A 14,778-nucleotide genomic window follows, 5' to 3' on the forward strand; every position below is an offset into this window, starting at 1 on the left:
CAGGCACCGGAAGGGCGGCGGCTAATGCGTATTACCGGGACTGTGCCGCCACCCGCGGAAGGCCGTCAAGGCAACCCGCAAACTAATCACGGGTAATAACCGGCGCCCCGTACGAGGACCGCAGAACCGCGGAACCCCCTTCGCCGCGTCAGGCGTTCGGGTTCGGGTGGTAGCCCGTCTCACGTTCGATGCGGTGGGCTTCTGCCGTGTGGTCGGCGGCCCTGTCGGGGGCGTTCGTCGCGTGGGCGATCGCCGCCAGGGCCGTCAGGGCCCGGTGGGCGGTCAGGGGGAGGTCCAGTTCGCGGGCCGTCGCCAGGGCGAGTTCCGCGTGGTCCGCGGCCGTGGCCACCTCGCCGGTGGCCAGGTGGAGGGGGGCCAGGGCGGCGTGGACTTCGGCCTCCTGGTGGCGGAAGTCGCAGCGGCGGGTGATGGCCAGGGCCGCCGTGAGGTGGTCCGCGGCCCGGGTGGGATCGCCGCGCAGGCGGTGCAGGCGCGCGAGGGTGATCAGGGCGTCCGCCTCCTCCGTGGGGTCGCCGACCTCGCGGGCGGTCCTGAGGGCCTGTTCGGCGTGGGGCTCGGCGATGTCGGGGCACCCCTTGCCGAGGTGGGCGCGGGCGACGGCCTCGTGGGCGTCGGCCTCGTTGTGGCGTTCGCGGTGCTTCCGGCACAGGCGCAGCGCTTCCCTGGCGTCCGCCAGGGCCTCCTCGTAGCGTCCCAGGTGGTGGAGGGCGAGGGAGCGGTTGATCAGCGGGCTGGTGGCGCGCGAGGCCTGCCCGTGGCGCAGACAGATCTCGATCGACTCCGTGGTGCACGCGAGCCCGCGCTCAAGCTGCCCGAGGTAGATGTGGATCAGGCCCAGGGTGTTGAGCGAGCTCCCCAGTTGCACCGGCAAGTCCAGGGAGCGCAGCACCTCCATGCCCAGGTCCTGCCAGTGCAGCGCCCGGCGCATCTCGCCGTGCTGGCCCGCGTGTACCGCCAGGTTGCTGAGAATCGCCGCCTCGCCGCGCCGCCGGCCGGTGAGGCGGTAGTCGTCCAGTGCGCGGAGCAGGGCTTCGAGCGCGGCGTCGGGGTCGCCGGTGCTCTGTCGTAGCAGCCCCAGGCTGTGGTACATCGCCCCGCGCGCCAGCACCTCGCCGTGCTCCTCCGCCGCTCGCAGCGCGGCCGTGGCCGTCGCCAGCCATTCGGGCTGGTGGCGGCGGTAGAAGAAGAACATCCGCAACTGGTCGGCCAGTTGCCAGGCGATCTCGTACGGGCCGGCCGCCGCGGCGCGGGTGACGACCGCGACGAGGTTGGCCCGCTCCTCGTCGAGCCAGGTGAGCGCCTGCGGCCCGTCGCGGAACCGGCCGGACGTCTGACGGGGGCGGGGAAGCTGGGCCAGACCCGAGAAGTTGACGGCCGTCGCGGCGTCCGCCGAGGCCAGGTACCAGTCGCACAGCCGCCGCCACGCGGCCTCGTGGCCCGGGTCCGCCGCCGCCCGCTCGGCGGCGTACAGGCGCAGCAGGTCGTGGAACTGGAACCGGTCGGCGCCCGTGTGCTGCACCAGCCCCGCGGTGGCCAGCCGGTCCAGCGGCTCCTGGGCCGCCGCGGGTGCGCAGCCGAGCAGCGCGGCGGCCGACGCCGCCGTGAAGTCCGGCCCCGGATGCAGCCCCAGCAGGCTGAACAGCCGGGCCGCGGCGGGCTCCAGGGCGGCGTAGGAGTGGTCGAAGGCGGTACGGACCGCGGCCTCGCGGTCGCCGGCGATGGACAGCTTCGCCAGCCGCCCGTCGTCCGCCAGCTCGTCCGCGTACGCCTCCAGGGAACGCCCCGGCCGCGCCGCGAGGTTGGCCGCGGCGATCCGCAGCGCCAGCGGCAGCCGGGCGCACAGCTCCGCCAGCCGCTCCGCCGCCGCGGGCTCCGCGGCGACGCGCTGCTCGCCGAGGATGCCGGCGAGCAGGTCGTTGGCCTCGCCGGGGCGCAGGACGTCCAGCGGTACGGGGTGCGCCGCGTGGCTGGCCGTCAGGCCCCGCAGGTCGGAGCGGCTGGTGACGAGCACCGCCACGCCCGCGGTGCCGGGCAGCAGGGGGCGTACCTGCTCGGCGTCCGCGGCGTCGTCGAGCACCAGCAGCACGCGGCGGTCGGCTACCCGGCCGCGGAACGCCCCCGCGCGGTCCTCCAGCGACTCGGGGACGGCGGCGGCGTCCTCGCCGGAGACGCGCAGCAGGCCGGCGAGGACGTCCGCGGGGTCCCGGGGGCGTTCGCGGGTGCCCTGCAGCCGTACGTACCACTGGCCGTCCGGGAACGCCTGCCGCAGCCGGTGGCCGAGGTGGACGGCCAGCGCCGACTTGCCGACCCCGGGCGAGCCGGAGACGACGACGGGCGCGGCGTCGGGGGACTCCAGCAGCTCCGCGAGGCGGGCGACGAGGTCGGTGCGGCCGGCGAAGCCCCGTACGGCGGGAGGCAGTTGGCACTGGGCCAGCCAGGCGGGCGGCGCGGACGCCGGCCGCCGTGCCGAAGCCGTCCCTGCGGACTCCGGGACGCTCGGCTCCGGGTCGCCGCCCAGCACCGTCTGGTGCACCTGCTGCAGGTGGCGCCCCGGATCGATGCCCAGTTCCTCGGCGAGCAGGCGGCGGATGCGCCGGTAGTGGTCGAGCGCGTCGGCGGGGCGGCCGCAGCGGTGGAGGGCGGTCATGTACTGGGCGGCCAGCCGCTCGTCCAGCGGGTGCGCGGCGCTGCGCTCGGCGAGCACGGTCAGCAGCGCGGCGTGGTCGCCGAGGCGCAGCCGTACGTCGGCGCCGTCCAGCTCCGCGGCGAGCAACTCCTTGGCGAGGGCGTCGCGTACGCCGTTGAACCACGGGGTGTCGACGCCGGGGCACGGCACGCCGCGCCAGAGCGCGAGCGCCTCGCGGAAGAGGTCCGCGGCCCCGGCGTCGTCCGTCGCGGCCCGGGCCCGGGTGAGGAGCAGGCGGAAGCGGTGGACGTCCACCGAGTCCGCGGCTCCGACGGCCAGTTCGTAGCCGTCCGGGCTGCGGGCGAGGGTTGCCTGTGAGCCGGAGAGGGTACGGCGTAGGCGGGACAGGTAGCTGTACAGCGTCTCCCTGGCCCGTTGCGGCGCGGTGTACCCCCACACCCGGTGGACGAGCTGGGCCGTGGGCACCGCGCGGCCCTCGTCGAGCAGCAGCGCGGCGAGAACGCTCCGCTGCCGTGCGGGCCCGAGGTCGACCGGGCGGCCGTCGGCCGCCACGGCCTCGATCCCGCCCAGCAGGTGAAACTCCATGCACGTCCCTCGTCTGCCAGGCCGCCCGCCCGGCGGCGCCACCAGGGGATTCTAGGTGCCTGCAAGGTTCGTGCCAGGTCCGTTCCGCATCGTGGAGGACGTCACCGGCCGCGGGGGCCGTCACACGGGGGACGGCCTCGCGATCGACGATGCCCGCGCAGGCCGGGTCTCATCGATCGGGGGACGATCATGCTCCGCATTCACTTCCGCGACGCCGACCTGGCCAGGACGCGCGTCGCCGACGCGCCGGATCCGCTCTGGGAGATCGCCGTCAGCCTGCACCGGCTGCAGACGCGCAAGGGCCGGTACGTCCACGCCGCGTGGTACCGGACGGCGCGCCGGATGCTGCGCGAGAGGGGTCTGGAGCGCGCGGTGCGCGAGACCCTGCTCCCGCTGTACCCGCGGGCGCGGTACTTCCCGGACTTCCTGACGCCCGGTCAGGCGCCGGGTGCGGCCGTCTCGTCGTTCCGCGAGGGCGCGGAGCTGCTGCTCGCCGCGCCACCGGGCCGGGTGCGCGGCGAAGTCGGCCGCCTCGCCCGTACGGTCGGCGCCCCGGCGTGGGCGCCGCGGCTGGCGGAGCCGGCGGAGCGCGGGGAGTTCGTACGGCTGCTGCGCGCGTACTACGAAGCCGTCGTCGAACCCTGGACCGACCACATGCAGGCCCGGCTCGAAGCCGAGCGGACCGCCCGCTTCCGCGGGCTGCTGAGCGGCGGCGCCGACGGCATGCTCGCGGGCCTCGCCCCGGCGATGCGCTGGCGCGCGCCGGTGCTGGAGGTGCGCTACCCGGCCGGGGTGGACCGGGACCTTCGGCTGGACGGGCGGGGTCTGACGCTCGTGCCGTCGTACTTCGCAGCCGACGCCCCCGTGAGCCTTGCGGACCCCGAACTCCCGCCTGTCCTCTGGTACCCGGTCCACCACCGGCCGGCCCCCGTACCCCCCGGTCCCGGTCATTCCTCGGAGCAGCGGCTCGCCGCTCTCCTCGGCCGGGCCCGGGCGGCCGTCCTGTACGCCACCGCGCACGGCGCGACGACGGGTGAACTCGCCCGTACCACCGGCGTCTCCGCCTCCGCGGCCAGCCGCCACGCGGGCACGCTGCGCGACGCGGGCCTGATCGCGACGGTCCGCGACGGCGGTTCGGTGCTGCACACGCTCACCCCGGCGGGCGCGGCGGTGCTGCGCGCGGCGGCGGAGGCCGCCGGGGCCGCCGAGTCCGCGGAGGTCCCGCGGGGCGCGCGGCGGGCGGCGGACCGGCGAACGGCCCGGCAGCCGGCCGCGGTGCGGCGTCCGCCGGGCTGACCGGCAGACCGTGCGGGCTCCGGCGTTCCGCAGCCCGGCGCCCTCGCCCGTGGTGAGCCCGGCCCGCTTCGCCTCGCATGGTACGAATCTCCCGTTCGTGCACTCCCCGCGCGGTCCCGCACCGGGCTGCAACGGAAGGGCCGGGCCGTGTCCACCCGGCCCTCCGCGTTGCGCCACCACGATCACCCGCCGGGCCCCGCGCGAGCCAGCCTTTTGCCCCCCACCGCAAACCCCCCGGTCAACGCCCCGTGCCCGGTGCCCGGCACCTCCGGCCGCCCTTCGCCGCGAGGGAGGCCGCCGGCCTCCGCGCGCGGTGCCGGGCGTGGGACTTGAGCGGCGGCCGGGTTCCGGTGGTCGGGGTGGGCAGAAGCGGATAGTCTCAACTTCCGTCGTACGTAGGTATGTTCGGCCGTGACGAGACGAGGAGAGTGGGCAGTGACGCCTGCTGAAGGACCCGCGATACCCGGCATCCCGACCGACCGCCCCACCTCCGCCCGCGCCTACGACTGGATGCTGGGCGGCAAGGACAACTACGAGGTCGACCGCGACATGATCCGCGCCGGGCTGCCGCGGTTCCCCGAGGGCGTCGACATCACCCGGCAGAACCGGCTCTTCCTCTACCGCGCGGTGCGCTACCTCGCGCAGGAGTGCGGGATCCGGCAGTTCATCGACATGGGCTGCGGCCTGCCCACGAACAACAACGTGCACCAGGTGGCGCAGGAGTTCGACAAGTCCACGCACGTCGTCTACGTCGACATCGACCCCATCGTCCTCGCCCACGGCCGCGCGCTGCTCGCCGACGACGACTCCACCGTGGTGATCACGGCCGACATGCGCGACCAGGAGGTCGTCCTCGGCCACCCGGACCTCCAGCGGCTCATCGACTTCAACGAGCCGCTCGCCATCTTCTTCCTCTCCGTGCCCCACCACCTGGTCGACGCCGACGATCCGCGCACCATCCTGCGTACCGTCATCGACCGTGCCGCGCCGGGCAGTTACCTCGCGCTCTCCCAGGTCGTCACCGACGACGAGGACCACGCCCGGGTCACGTCCGAGTACATGAACAACAACCGGGTCCCGTGGCAGACCCGCACCCCCCAGCAGGTCGACGCCTTCACCGACGGCCTGGAGCCGGTCCGCCCGGGCATGGTGAACCTGGCCGAGTGGCGCCCGGACCCGTCGCAGCCGCCGCTGCCGCCGGTCCCGCCGGAGCTGACGGAGTACGTGGGCATCACGAAGGAGAGCAACAGGCTGTACGAGTACGGCGGTCTCCTCCGCAAGCCCTGACGCGGACCGCACGACGCCTTCGGCCCGGCTGCACGGGAGGTTCCCCCTCCCGTGCAGCCGGGCCGGCTTCGTCCGCACCGGCCCGCGATGCTGCGTTCAGAAACTGAACGCGCATGAGGGGACGTCGGGTTGAGTCCTGACGAGAGGTGTTGACAGCGGTTTCAGACGGCTCTAGTTTCTGCGACGCCCCTCTGAGAGCGCTCTCACCCTCCTCTGTCCCCCACTCATTGCGAGGTACGCAGCTCGTGGGACCACATCCGAAGCGCAGACGCATCCTCCTTGCCCTCACCGCCGCCGCCACCGTCGCCGCCGGGACCGCACTGCCCGCCGGGCCGGCGGCCGCCGCCGAGATACCGGTCGGGCGGGGGAGCTACTCCGACACCCGGCCGCCCGGCACCTCCGGGCCCGTCGACAACGCCGGGCAGCCGGTGTCGCCGAAGGTGACCGAGCGGGTCGCGGACCGGCCCGTACCGACGAACGACTGGTGGTCGTCGCTCGCCTTCCAGCGGGCCGCGGACAATCCGTACTCCCTGCCCATGTTCGGCCACCCGCTCAGCTACCGCGCCGTGGCCGGCGGTCTTGAGGTCGGGTACGCCACCGAGCACGTCGTCGTCGGCGGCGGCGTGCAGTACGAGTTCCAGCACAAGGCCGACCTCACCCTCGGCGTCGCCGGCCTCAACTCACCCGACGCCAAGGCGGACGGCTGGTCCGACTGGACCGTCAGCCCCTACTGGGCCGGCGGCGGCCGCACGTTGCGCGCCACCATCGGCCACGGCAGCCCGTACGTCTACGCCGAGGCCACCGGCGGCGCCGCGCAGATCACCGCCGCCGCCACGCCCCAGGTCTTCGCCGACGACGGCAACGCCCTCGGCATCACCGTCGGCGGCAAGCACTACGCGCTCTTCGCCCCCACCGGCAGCGACTGGACCGTCTCCGGCAGCACCCTTGCCGCCGACCTCGGCGGCAAGGACTACTACTCCGTCGCCGTCCTGCCGGACCCCGGCGCCTTCGAGACCTTCAGCCGCTACGCCTTCAGCTTCGTCACCGGCTCCCGCGTCGACTGGGACTACGCGCAGGACCAGGGCCGGATGAACGCCACGTACACCCTGCAGACCGAGGCCCGCGAAGGCACCGAGACCGGCACCCTCCAGGCGCTCTACCCGCACCAGTGGAAGCACACCTCCGACCGGCTCACGGCGTACGAGTACGTCTCGCCGCGCGGCACGATGAAGGTCCGCGAGGGCGCCTCCTTCACCACCTCCCAGGACGTCACCGGCGTCCTGCCCGCACTGCCGAAGTCGGGCGGGGTGGACCAGGGGCGGGTGACCGCCTTCGTCGACGAGGTCGCCGACACCGCCGCCATCGGCCGCGCCGACACGTACTGGACCGGCAAGGCGCTCGGCCGGCTCGCGCAGGTCGTGCCGATCGCCGACCAGGTGGGCGCGGTCCAGGCGCGGGACAAGATCCTCGGGGTGATGAAGTCGCGGCTGGAGGAGTGGTTCACGGCGGGCGGCGAGACGGAGTTCTCGTACGACGCGGTGTGGAAGACCCTCACCGGCTACCCGGCCTCGTACGGCAGCGACACCGAGCTGAACGACCATCACTTCCACTACGGCTACTACGTCATGGCCGCCGCCGTCGTCGCCCAGTACGACCCCGCCTGGGCCGCGGACTCCGCCTGGGGCGGCATGGTCCGCGAACTGATCGCCGACGCCGCCAACCCGGCCCGCGACGGCGACCGCTACCCGTTCCTGCGGGGCTTCGACGTCTACGCCGGCCACAGCTGGGCCGCAGGACACGCGGGCTTCGCGGCGGGCAACAACCAGGAGGCGTCCTCGGAGTCGGTCAACCTCAGCGCCGGCCTGATCATGTTCGGCGCCGCCACGGGCGACACGGAGCTGCGCGACCTCGGCGTGTATCTGCTGACGACGGAGTCCGAGGCGGTACGCGCCTACTGGTTCGACGCCGACGAGGACGCCTTCCCGGCGGACTTCCAGCACAACACGCTGGGCATGGTGTGGAGCGCCGGCGGCGCGCACGCCACGTGGTGGACCGGCAACCCGGAGGAGATCCACGGCATCAACGTCCTCCCGGTCACCGGCGCCTCGCTGCACCTGGCCCGCGACAAGGCGGCGATCGACCGCAACCTCGCGGAGATGGAACGCGAGAACGGCGGCCCGGCGGTCGAGTGGCGCGAACTCCTCTGGGAGTTCCAGGCCCTCAGCGACCCGGCCGCGGCCCGCCAGGCGTACGCGGCGGGCGGCGGCGGCACGTACGCGCCGGAAGCCGGCGAGTCGTGGGCGCACGTCTACCACTGGATCCACACCCTGGCGGCGACGGGCGCCCCGGACACCACGGTGACGGCGGACAGCCCGACGGCGGCGGTCTTCGCGACGGGCGGCACGAAGACGTACGCGGCCCACAACTACGGCGCCACCGAACAGACGGTGACCTTCTCCGACGGCAGGACCCTGAGGGTCCCGCCCCGCTCCTCCGCCACCGGAACCGGCTGACCGAGTCAGCCCCCGCCCGTGCCCCGCGCCGCCCCGAACCCCGACCCCGCGGGCGGCGCGGGGCGCACCTCGGGGGAGGGAGACCCGGACGCGGGCTGCGCGTGCAGGTCTGAAGCCGTCCGGGTTCAGGTGAGGAGTTGTTCTGCGGGGGCCGGGAGTTCCTGGCCTATCAGGGCGTGGAGGCGGGGGTAGGCCTGTGGGTGGCCCAGGAGGATGGCTGCCTGGAGGGTGTTCGCTTCCGGGTCCAGGATGAGTTTGGCGTAGCGCGGGGTGGGGGCGGGGTGGGCGTAGGTGAGTTCTATCGTGCCGTCCCCCGTGGCGTGGGGGTTGCCCATGCTGGCCACCTCTACGCCCGGGAGTTTCAGCACCGTCGAGGGTTCCGCGGGGGACAGCGGGGGTGGCGGGGTGGGGTTGTCCAGGAGGTGGCCGGCCACTGTTGCTGCCATGTGGTAGCCCGGGGCCACCGTGCCCGTGCGGCGGCCGTGGATCGCCGCGCAGTCGCCGATCGCCCAGATGGCCGGGTCCGGGGTGCGGCAGTCGTCGTCCACCAGGTAGCCGCCCCTGTTGCCCCGGGGGAGGTCCGCGCCCGCCGCCAGGTCGTCGCGGGGGCGGGTGCCCGCGGTGAAGATCACCAGGTCTGCCCTGAGGCGGGTTTCGTCCGCCAGGGTGACGCCCGTCGCCGCCCCGTCCGGCCCCGCGTCGACGGACTTCAGCGGCAGCCCCGCGTGGAGGTGGATTCCCCTTTTGCTCAGGCCCGTTGCCAGCAGGTCCGCCGCCGTCGGGTCCAGTTGCGCCGGCATCAGGTGGCGGGCCGCCTCCACCACGTGGGGGCGTACGCCCAGGTGGCGGCGGAGTGCCTCCGCCGTCTCCAGGCCCAGGAGGCCCCCGCCCACGATGACCGCCCTTTTCCCGGGTGCGGTCTCCGCCGCCCTGCGGATCGCGTTGACGTCGTCCAGCGTCCGGTAGACGTAGCAGCCCCGCAGCTCCGCCCCCGGCAGCGGCGGTCTCGCCGGGGTCGCCCCCGTCGCCAGCACCAGGGCGTCGTACGGCAGGCGTTCGCCCTCTGCCGTCACCACCTCGTGTGCCCGTCTGTCGATCGCCGCCGCTCTCGTGTGCGTACGGACCTGGACTCCCTGGTCGTCCTGGCCTCCCAGCTTCAGGTCCGCTTCCCGTACGCCCCGCAGTCTGTCCGTCAGCCCTATGCGGTTGTACGCCCCGTGCCGCTCCTCGCCCAGTACCACGATCCGCCAGCGGTTCTTCCGGTCCCGGGAGCGCAGTTCCGCCACCAGGCGGTGTGCCGTCATGCCGTAGCCGATGACCAGCAGGCGGTTCATGGTGTGCTTCCCGCGAACTGCGTGCACATCTCGCGGACCTCCTCCGTGCACGAACCGCACCCCGTCGTCGCCCTCGTCGCCTCCGTCAGCGCCTCCGGCGTCCGGGCACCCTCCTCCCACGCCTCCGCCAGCGCCCCCTTGGTCACGTTGTTGCACCGGCACACCACCGCCTCCGGCGGCAGTTCCGGCAGCGGGCCCGTGCGCGGGGCGGGGCGGCCCAGGAGGAGGGCGAGGCGGCTTTCCGGGAGGGGGGTGTCCGTGGCGTAGAGCTGGGTGAGGGTGGCCAGGGCCTGGGGGAGGCCGGCCAGGACGGCCGTTCTCAGGCGGCCCGTGGTGTCGAGCGACAGCCGCGCGTAGCGGCCGCGGGCCGGGTCGCGGTACGTGACGATCTCGTCCCCCGCGCCGCTCTTCCCGTCGCCCAGCACCCCCAGCGTCAGCCCCGGCACCCGCAGCCGGAACACCGGCCGGCGCCGGCCGGAGAGCCCCTGCGGCGCCGGGTTGCCCGTCAGCGATCTCGCCACCGCCTCCGCCTGCTCCCAGCCCGTGAGCAGCGAACCCGCGGACTCCGTACAGTCGCCGACCGCGCGGATCGCCGGGTCGTTCGTGCGGCCCTCGTCGTCGGTCAGCACCCCGGTCCGTACCGCCAGACCCGCCGCCTCCGCGAGCCCCGTGCGGGGGCGGACCCCCGTGCAGCACAGGAGGGTGTCCCAGGCCAGCGGCCATTCGTCGTCGAGCACGACCTTCCCCGGCTGCACCTCGGCGGCCACCCGGCCCAGCTCCAACTCGACGCCCAGCCCCGCCAGATGCCGCGTCAGCAGCTCCCCGGCCTCGGCGTCGAGGCGGTCGTCCAGCGGGTACGGGCCCGGGTGCACCAGCGTGACCCGGCGGCCGCCGCGGCGCAGCGCCGCCGCGGTCTCCACGCCCAGCGGGCCGCCGCCGAGGACGACGGCCTCGTCGCCGCGCACGCGCGTGCAGTCCGTGAGCGAACGCAGCCCGGTGACGCCGTCGATCAGCCAGCCCGAGGCGTGCCGCAGGCCGGGGACGGGCGGGAGGTGCGGGCGTGCGCCGGTGGCCAGCACGAGGGTGTCGTACGGGAGCCGGTCGTGTGCGGTCGTACGCACCTGCCGCAGGCGGCGGTCGACGCCGGCCGCGGAGACGCCGTGGCGGAGGGTGACGTCCGGGAGGTCCGGCAGCCGGAGGTCGGCGGGAGTGAGGCTGCCGTCGAGGAGGGAGGGGAGGAGGACGCGGTGGTACGCGGGGCCGGGTTCGGCGTCGAGGAGGGTGACGGGTCCTTCGTGGCCGTGGTGGCGCAGGCGTTCGGCGACGCGGTGGCCCACGGGGCCGCCGCCGACGATCACGATGCGGGCCGGGGCGCTCCCGTCGGTCCGGAACCGGCCTTCCCCGGCCGCGGGTTGCGCGCCTCGGTCGTCGCCCGCCGCCCGTCGTCTCCTGCGCCCCGTCCCCGTACCCCTCATCCCGCCGCGCCCCGCACCGCCGGCTCCCGCACCCGCTCCGGCAGCTCCACCGGCTCCACGCTCACCGCGCTCACCTTGAACTCCGGCATCCGGCTGCGCGGGTCCAGCGCCGTACCCGTCAGCAGGTTCGCCCGCCCGTGGCCCGGGAAGTGGAACGGCAGGAACACCGTGTCCGTCCGCAGCGTCGCCACCAGCCGCACCCGCGCCAGCACCGCCCCGCGCGCCGAGCGCACCCGCGCCAGCTCGCCCTCCGCAAGGCCCGCGCGTGCCGCCGTGTCCGGGTGGATCTCCACCGTCGTCTCCGGCGCGGCCCGTACCAGCTCCGGCACCCGGCGGGTCTGCGCGCCCGACTGGTAGTGCGCGAGCTGCCGGCCCGTCGTGGCCCACAGCGGGAAGCGGTCGTCGCGCGCGTCGGCCGGCTCGCGGTGGTCGACGTCCTGGAAGCGCGCCTTGCCGTCCGGGTGGGCGAAGCGGTCGAGGAAGAGCCGCGGGGTGCCGGGGTGGGGGGCCTCGCCGTCGGGGGTGGCGGGGCAGGGCCAGTGGAGCGCCTCGCCGGCGTCCAGGCGGTCGTAGCTGACGCCGCTGTAGTCGGCGGTGCCGCCGCGGGAGGCGCGGCGGAGTTCGTCGAAGACGCGGCGCGGTTCTGCCGGGAAGCGGTCGGGCGGCTCGCCGAGGCGGACGGCGAGGTCGTGGAGCACGTCCAGGTCACCGCGTACGCCCGGCGGCGGCGTCACGGCGCGGTGGCGGCGCAGGACGCGGCCCTCCAGGTTGGTGAGCGTGCCCTCCTCCTCGGCCCACTGCGTCACGGGCAGCACGACGTCGGCCATCGTCGCGGTCTCCGACGGCACGAAGTCCGCGACGACCAGCAGGTCCAGCTCCGCCAGCCGGCGCTGGACCCGCGCCGCGTCCGGCGCCGAGACCACCGGGTTCGAGCCGAACACCAGCAGCGCCCGCGGCCCGCCCGGCGTGCCCAGGGCGGTCAGCAGCTCCGCGGCGCTCAGCCCGGGACCCGGCAGGCTCTCCGGAGCCACGCCCCACACCTCGGCGACGTGCGCCCGCGCCCCGGGGTCCGTGATGTGCCGGTAGCCGGGCAACTGGTCCGCCTTCTGCCCGTGTTCGCGGCCTCCCTGCCCGTTGCCCTGCCCGGTCAGGCACCCGTACCCGGAGCCGGGCCGCCCCGGCAGCCCCAGCGCCAGCGCGAAGTTGACGAACGCCGCCACCGTGTCCGTGCCCTTGCTGTGCTGCTCGGCGCCGCGCCCGCTGAGGACGTACGCGCGCCGCGCCTCGCTCAGCAGCCGCACCGCCTCCCGCTGCGCGTCGGCCGGGACGCCGGTCACCAGCTCCACGCGCTCCGGCCACCAGCCCGCCGCCCGCCGCCACGCGGCGCGGAAGCCGACGGTACGGGCCAGGACGTACTCCTCGTCGTGCCGCCCCTCGGTGACGGCGATGTGCAGCAGCCCGAGCGCGAGCGCGAGGTCGGTGCCGGGGGCGGGGGCCAGGTGGAGCGCGGCCCGCTCGGCGGTGGCGGTACGGCGCGGGTCGATGACGACGAGGGCGCCGGCCTTGTTGAGGTGGCGCATCAACGGGGGCATGGTCTCGGCGGGGTTGGCGCCGGCGAGGAGGACGGTGTCGGCCTCGCCGAGGTCGGTGACGGGGAACGGCAGCCCGCGGTCCAGGCCGAAGGCCGCGACGCCCGCCGCGGCGGCGGAGGACATGCAGAACCGGCCGTTGTAGTCGATCATCCGGGTGCCGAGGGCCACGCGGGCGAACTTGCCGAGCAGGTACGCCTTCTCGTTCGTCAGTCCGCCGCCGCCGAAGACGGCGACGGAGTCGGGGCCGTGCGCGGCGCGTATCTCCGCCAGCCGGGCGGCGACGGTGTCCAGAGCCTGGCCCCAGCCGGCGGGGGTGAGACGGCCGGTGCGGTCGCGCAGGAGAGGGGTGCGCAGCCGGTCGGGGGCGCGCAGGACGGCGGGGGCGGTCCAGCCCTTCTGGCACAGGCCGCCCTGGTTGACGGGGAAGTCGGCGTCCGGCTCGACGTGCAGCGGTTCCGCGGGGGTGGCGCCGGGCCGCAGGCGGGTGCCGCACTGCAGTGCGCAGTACGGGCAGTGCGTGGGCACCGCGGGCCCGGGTGGCGGGAGCGGGGTCGGCGAGTACGGTGCGCGCGAGCCACTGCCCATCCGGATACCCCACTTCAGGCGTCACCGCTTCGGAGCCGTACGGGCATCATCGCCCGCGAAGGGCGCGGGCGGGAATTGACAGCTTGCTGCTAATTCCCGCCCACGCCGGGGGAGATCGGGCATTCCGGGAGCTAGGCGCCCGCCGGTTCCCGGCGCTCCGCGTCCCGGACCTGCGCGGGCTCGGAGACCTCGACGGAGACCGGAGCATCGGTGGACTCCGGGGTTCCGGCCGGCTCCGTCCCCTCCGCCGACGCCGCCTTCGGCCCCTCGCTCAGCCCGATCTTCGCGTGCAGCCTGCGCAGCCCGGCCGGTGCGTACCAGGCGGACCGCCCCAGCAGCCGCATCGCCGCGGCGCCCGCCGCCCCGGACCCGGACGCCCTGACCCGGACCGCCGCCCCGCTTCCCCGGGGCGGCCGGGACCGTGAAGTGACTGCTCACGGGGCCCTGTGTGATACTTCCTGGCGGTGCAGAGAGCGCCCGCGAGGGAGAGGACCGGGCTCGATGGCGACCGGACAGGCGTCGGAGCCGGCGGCCCCGGCCGGGCAGGGCGGCGCGGAGGCGGCCGCCGGCGCGGGACGGGGTGCGCAGGGCGCGCAGGGGCCCGGGACCGTACAGATCGTGGACCACGCGCTCATGGTGCTCAAGGCCATCGCGGAAGCCGACCGCCCGCGCGGCGTGCGTGAGCTGAGCCGCGACCTCGCGATCAGCAAGAGCTCCACGCAGCGCATCCTCGCCTCCCTGGAGAAGGTGGGGCTGGCCGTCGCGGACGAGGCCACCCGCAAGTACGTCGTCGGGCCCGCCGCGCTCACCCTCGCCTGGAAGCACGCGGACAACAGCGACCTGGTCAGCGCCGCGACCGGCACCACCGCACGGATCGCCGCGGTGACCGGCGAGACCGCCTGCATCTCCACCATCGTCGACGGCCGCCGCGTCACCGTGCACGAGGCCGAGAGCTCGCAGCCGCTGCGGCTGATCACCGGCGTGGGCCGGCCCTACTCGCTCTTCTCCGGTGCCACCGGCCGGGTCCTGATGTCCCTGCTGCCCGCGGACGAACTCCGCCGGCTGGTGGGGGAGCACGTGGCCGAAGGCCCGGACGAGACGGCCGCGGACCGGATTCTGGGACAGGTCGCCGAGGTCGGCGCGAACGGTTACGCGCTGAGCCGCAGCGAGTGGATCGCCGGCGGCTGCGGCGTGGCCGTCCCCATCGGCAGGCAGGGCAGCCTCGTCGCCGCCCTCAGCATCTACGGGCCCGAGGCCCGGCTCACCGACGAGCGCATGGCGGAGCTGGTGCCGGCGCTGCAGAAGGCGGCGGCGGAGATCGCCCTCCGCTGGCGCCAGCCCGCGTAGCGCGCCGCCCCCCAGCACCGCACCCCCAGCACCCCCGTACCACCCGCGAGTTCCGGCCGGTCCGGCGCCCCGAAGGCGTCTGACCGGCTTTTTCGT

General features: G+C 75.1%; 8 protein-coding genes and 1 pseudogene. 4 read left to right on the forward strand and 5 right to left on the reverse strand.

All coding sequences use genetic code 11. The features are described from left to right. Nucleotides 1–148: 148 nt before the first annotated feature. Entirely contained in the window at nucleotides 149–3,253 is a 3,105-nt protein-coding gene (locus ABGA99_RS06600; RefSeq protein WP_347582291.1) for a BTAD domain-containing putative transcriptional regulator, read from the reverse strand. Nucleotides 3,254–3,442: 189 nt separating this feature from the next. Here ABGA99_RS06600 and ABGA99_RS06605 point away from each other — a divergent pair, with 189 nt between their 5' ends. The 3 genes from ABGA99_RS06605 (at nucleotide 3,443) to ABGA99_RS06615 (ending at nucleotide 8,349) form a co-directional block, all read left to right on the forward strand. Beyond that, a complete protein-coding gene (locus ABGA99_RS06605; protein ID WP_347582292.1) occupies nucleotides 3,443–4,549 on the forward strand; it encodes a helix-turn-helix domain-containing protein in 1,107 nt (368 codons plus the stop codon). Nucleotides 4,550–4,984: 435 nt separating this feature from the next. Next, nucleotides 4,985–5,836 (forward strand): SAM-dependent methyltransferase, encoded by an 852-nt coding sequence (locus ABGA99_RS06610; protein WP_347576282.1) that lies wholly within the window; start codon nucleotides 4,985–4,987, stop codon nucleotides 5,834–5,836. 272 nt (nucleotides 5,837–6,108) lie between these two features. Further along, on the forward strand, nucleotides 6,109–8,349 hold the full coding sequence (locus tag ABGA99_RS06615; RefSeq protein ID WP_347582344.1) for a glycosyl hydrolase: 2,241 nt from the start codon (nucleotides 6,109–6,111) through the stop codon (nucleotides 8,347–8,349). Between the two features lie 125 nt (nucleotides 8,350–8,474). On the opposite strand, the gene ABGA99_RS06620 is transcribed toward ABGA99_RS06615, so the two are convergent. From ABGA99_RS06620 to ABGA99_RS06635, 4 genes and pseudogenes are all read right to left on the reverse strand, one after another. Further along, nucleotides 8,475–9,683 carry an FAD-dependent oxidoreductase gene (locus ABGA99_RS06620; protein WP_347576280.1) on the reverse strand — a complete coding sequence of 403 codons (1,209 nt, stop codon included), beginning with the start codon at nucleotides 9,681–9,683 and terminating at the stop codon, nucleotides 8,475–8,477. Next, on the reverse strand, nucleotides 9,680–11,041 hold the full coding sequence (locus ABGA99_RS06625; protein ID WP_347582293.1) for an FAD-dependent oxidoreductase: 1,362 nt from the start codon (nucleotides 11,039–11,041) through the stop codon (nucleotides 9,680–9,682). The genes ABGA99_RS06620 and ABGA99_RS06625 overlap by 4 nt, the downstream gene beginning before the upstream one ends. Nucleotides 11,042–11,154: 113 nt before the next feature. Further along, a complete protein-coding gene (locus tag ABGA99_RS06630; protein ID WP_347582294.1) occupies nucleotides 11,155–13,335 on the reverse strand; it encodes a molybdopterin oxidoreductase family protein in 2,181 nt (726 codons plus the stop codon). A 131-nt stretch (nucleotides 13,336–13,466) separates the two neighbouring features. Then, nucleotides 13,467–13,685 (reverse strand): annotated as a pseudogene (locus tag ABGA99_RS06635) (hypothetical protein); the annotation flags it as partial. 151 nt (nucleotides 13,686–13,836) lie between these two features. Between ABGA99_RS06635 and ABGA99_RS06640 the strand changes: the two are divergent. Beyond that, nucleotides 13,837–14,682, forward strand: a complete 846-nt coding sequence (locus ABGA99_RS06640) for an IclR family transcriptional regulator (RefSeq protein WP_347582295.1) — start codon at nucleotides 13,837–13,839, stop codon at nucleotides 14,680–14,682. Nucleotides 14,683–14,778: the final 96 nt, after the last annotated feature.

Source organism: Streptomyces sp. B5E4 (assembly GCF_039871555.1).
Lineage (GTDB): Bacteria > Actinomycetota > Actinomycetes > Streptomycetales > Streptomycetaceae > Streptomyces.

Bases quoted from the DNA above. Each gene is read 5' to 3' on its own strand.
- ABGA99_RS06600 (WP_347582291.1), bottom strand. From the start codon at position 3,253: ATGGAGTTTCACCTGCTGGGCGGGATCGAGGCCGTGGCGGCCGACGGC.
- ABGA99_RS06605 (WP_347582292.1), top strand. From the start codon at position 3,443: ATGCTCCGCATTCACTTCCGCGACGCCGACCTGGCCAGGACGCGCGTC.
- ABGA99_RS06620 (WP_347576280.1), bottom strand. From the start codon at position 9,683: ATGAACCGCCTGCTGGTCATCGGCTACGGCATGACGGCACACCGCCTG.
- ABGA99_RS06630 (WP_347582294.1), bottom strand. From the start codon at position 13,335: ATGGGCAGTGGCTCGCGCGCACCGTACTCGCCGACCCCGCTCCCGCCA.
- ABGA99_RS06640 (WP_347582295.1), top strand. From the start codon at position 13,837: ATGGCGACCGGACAGGCGTCGGAGCCGGCGGCCCCGGCCGGGCAGGGC.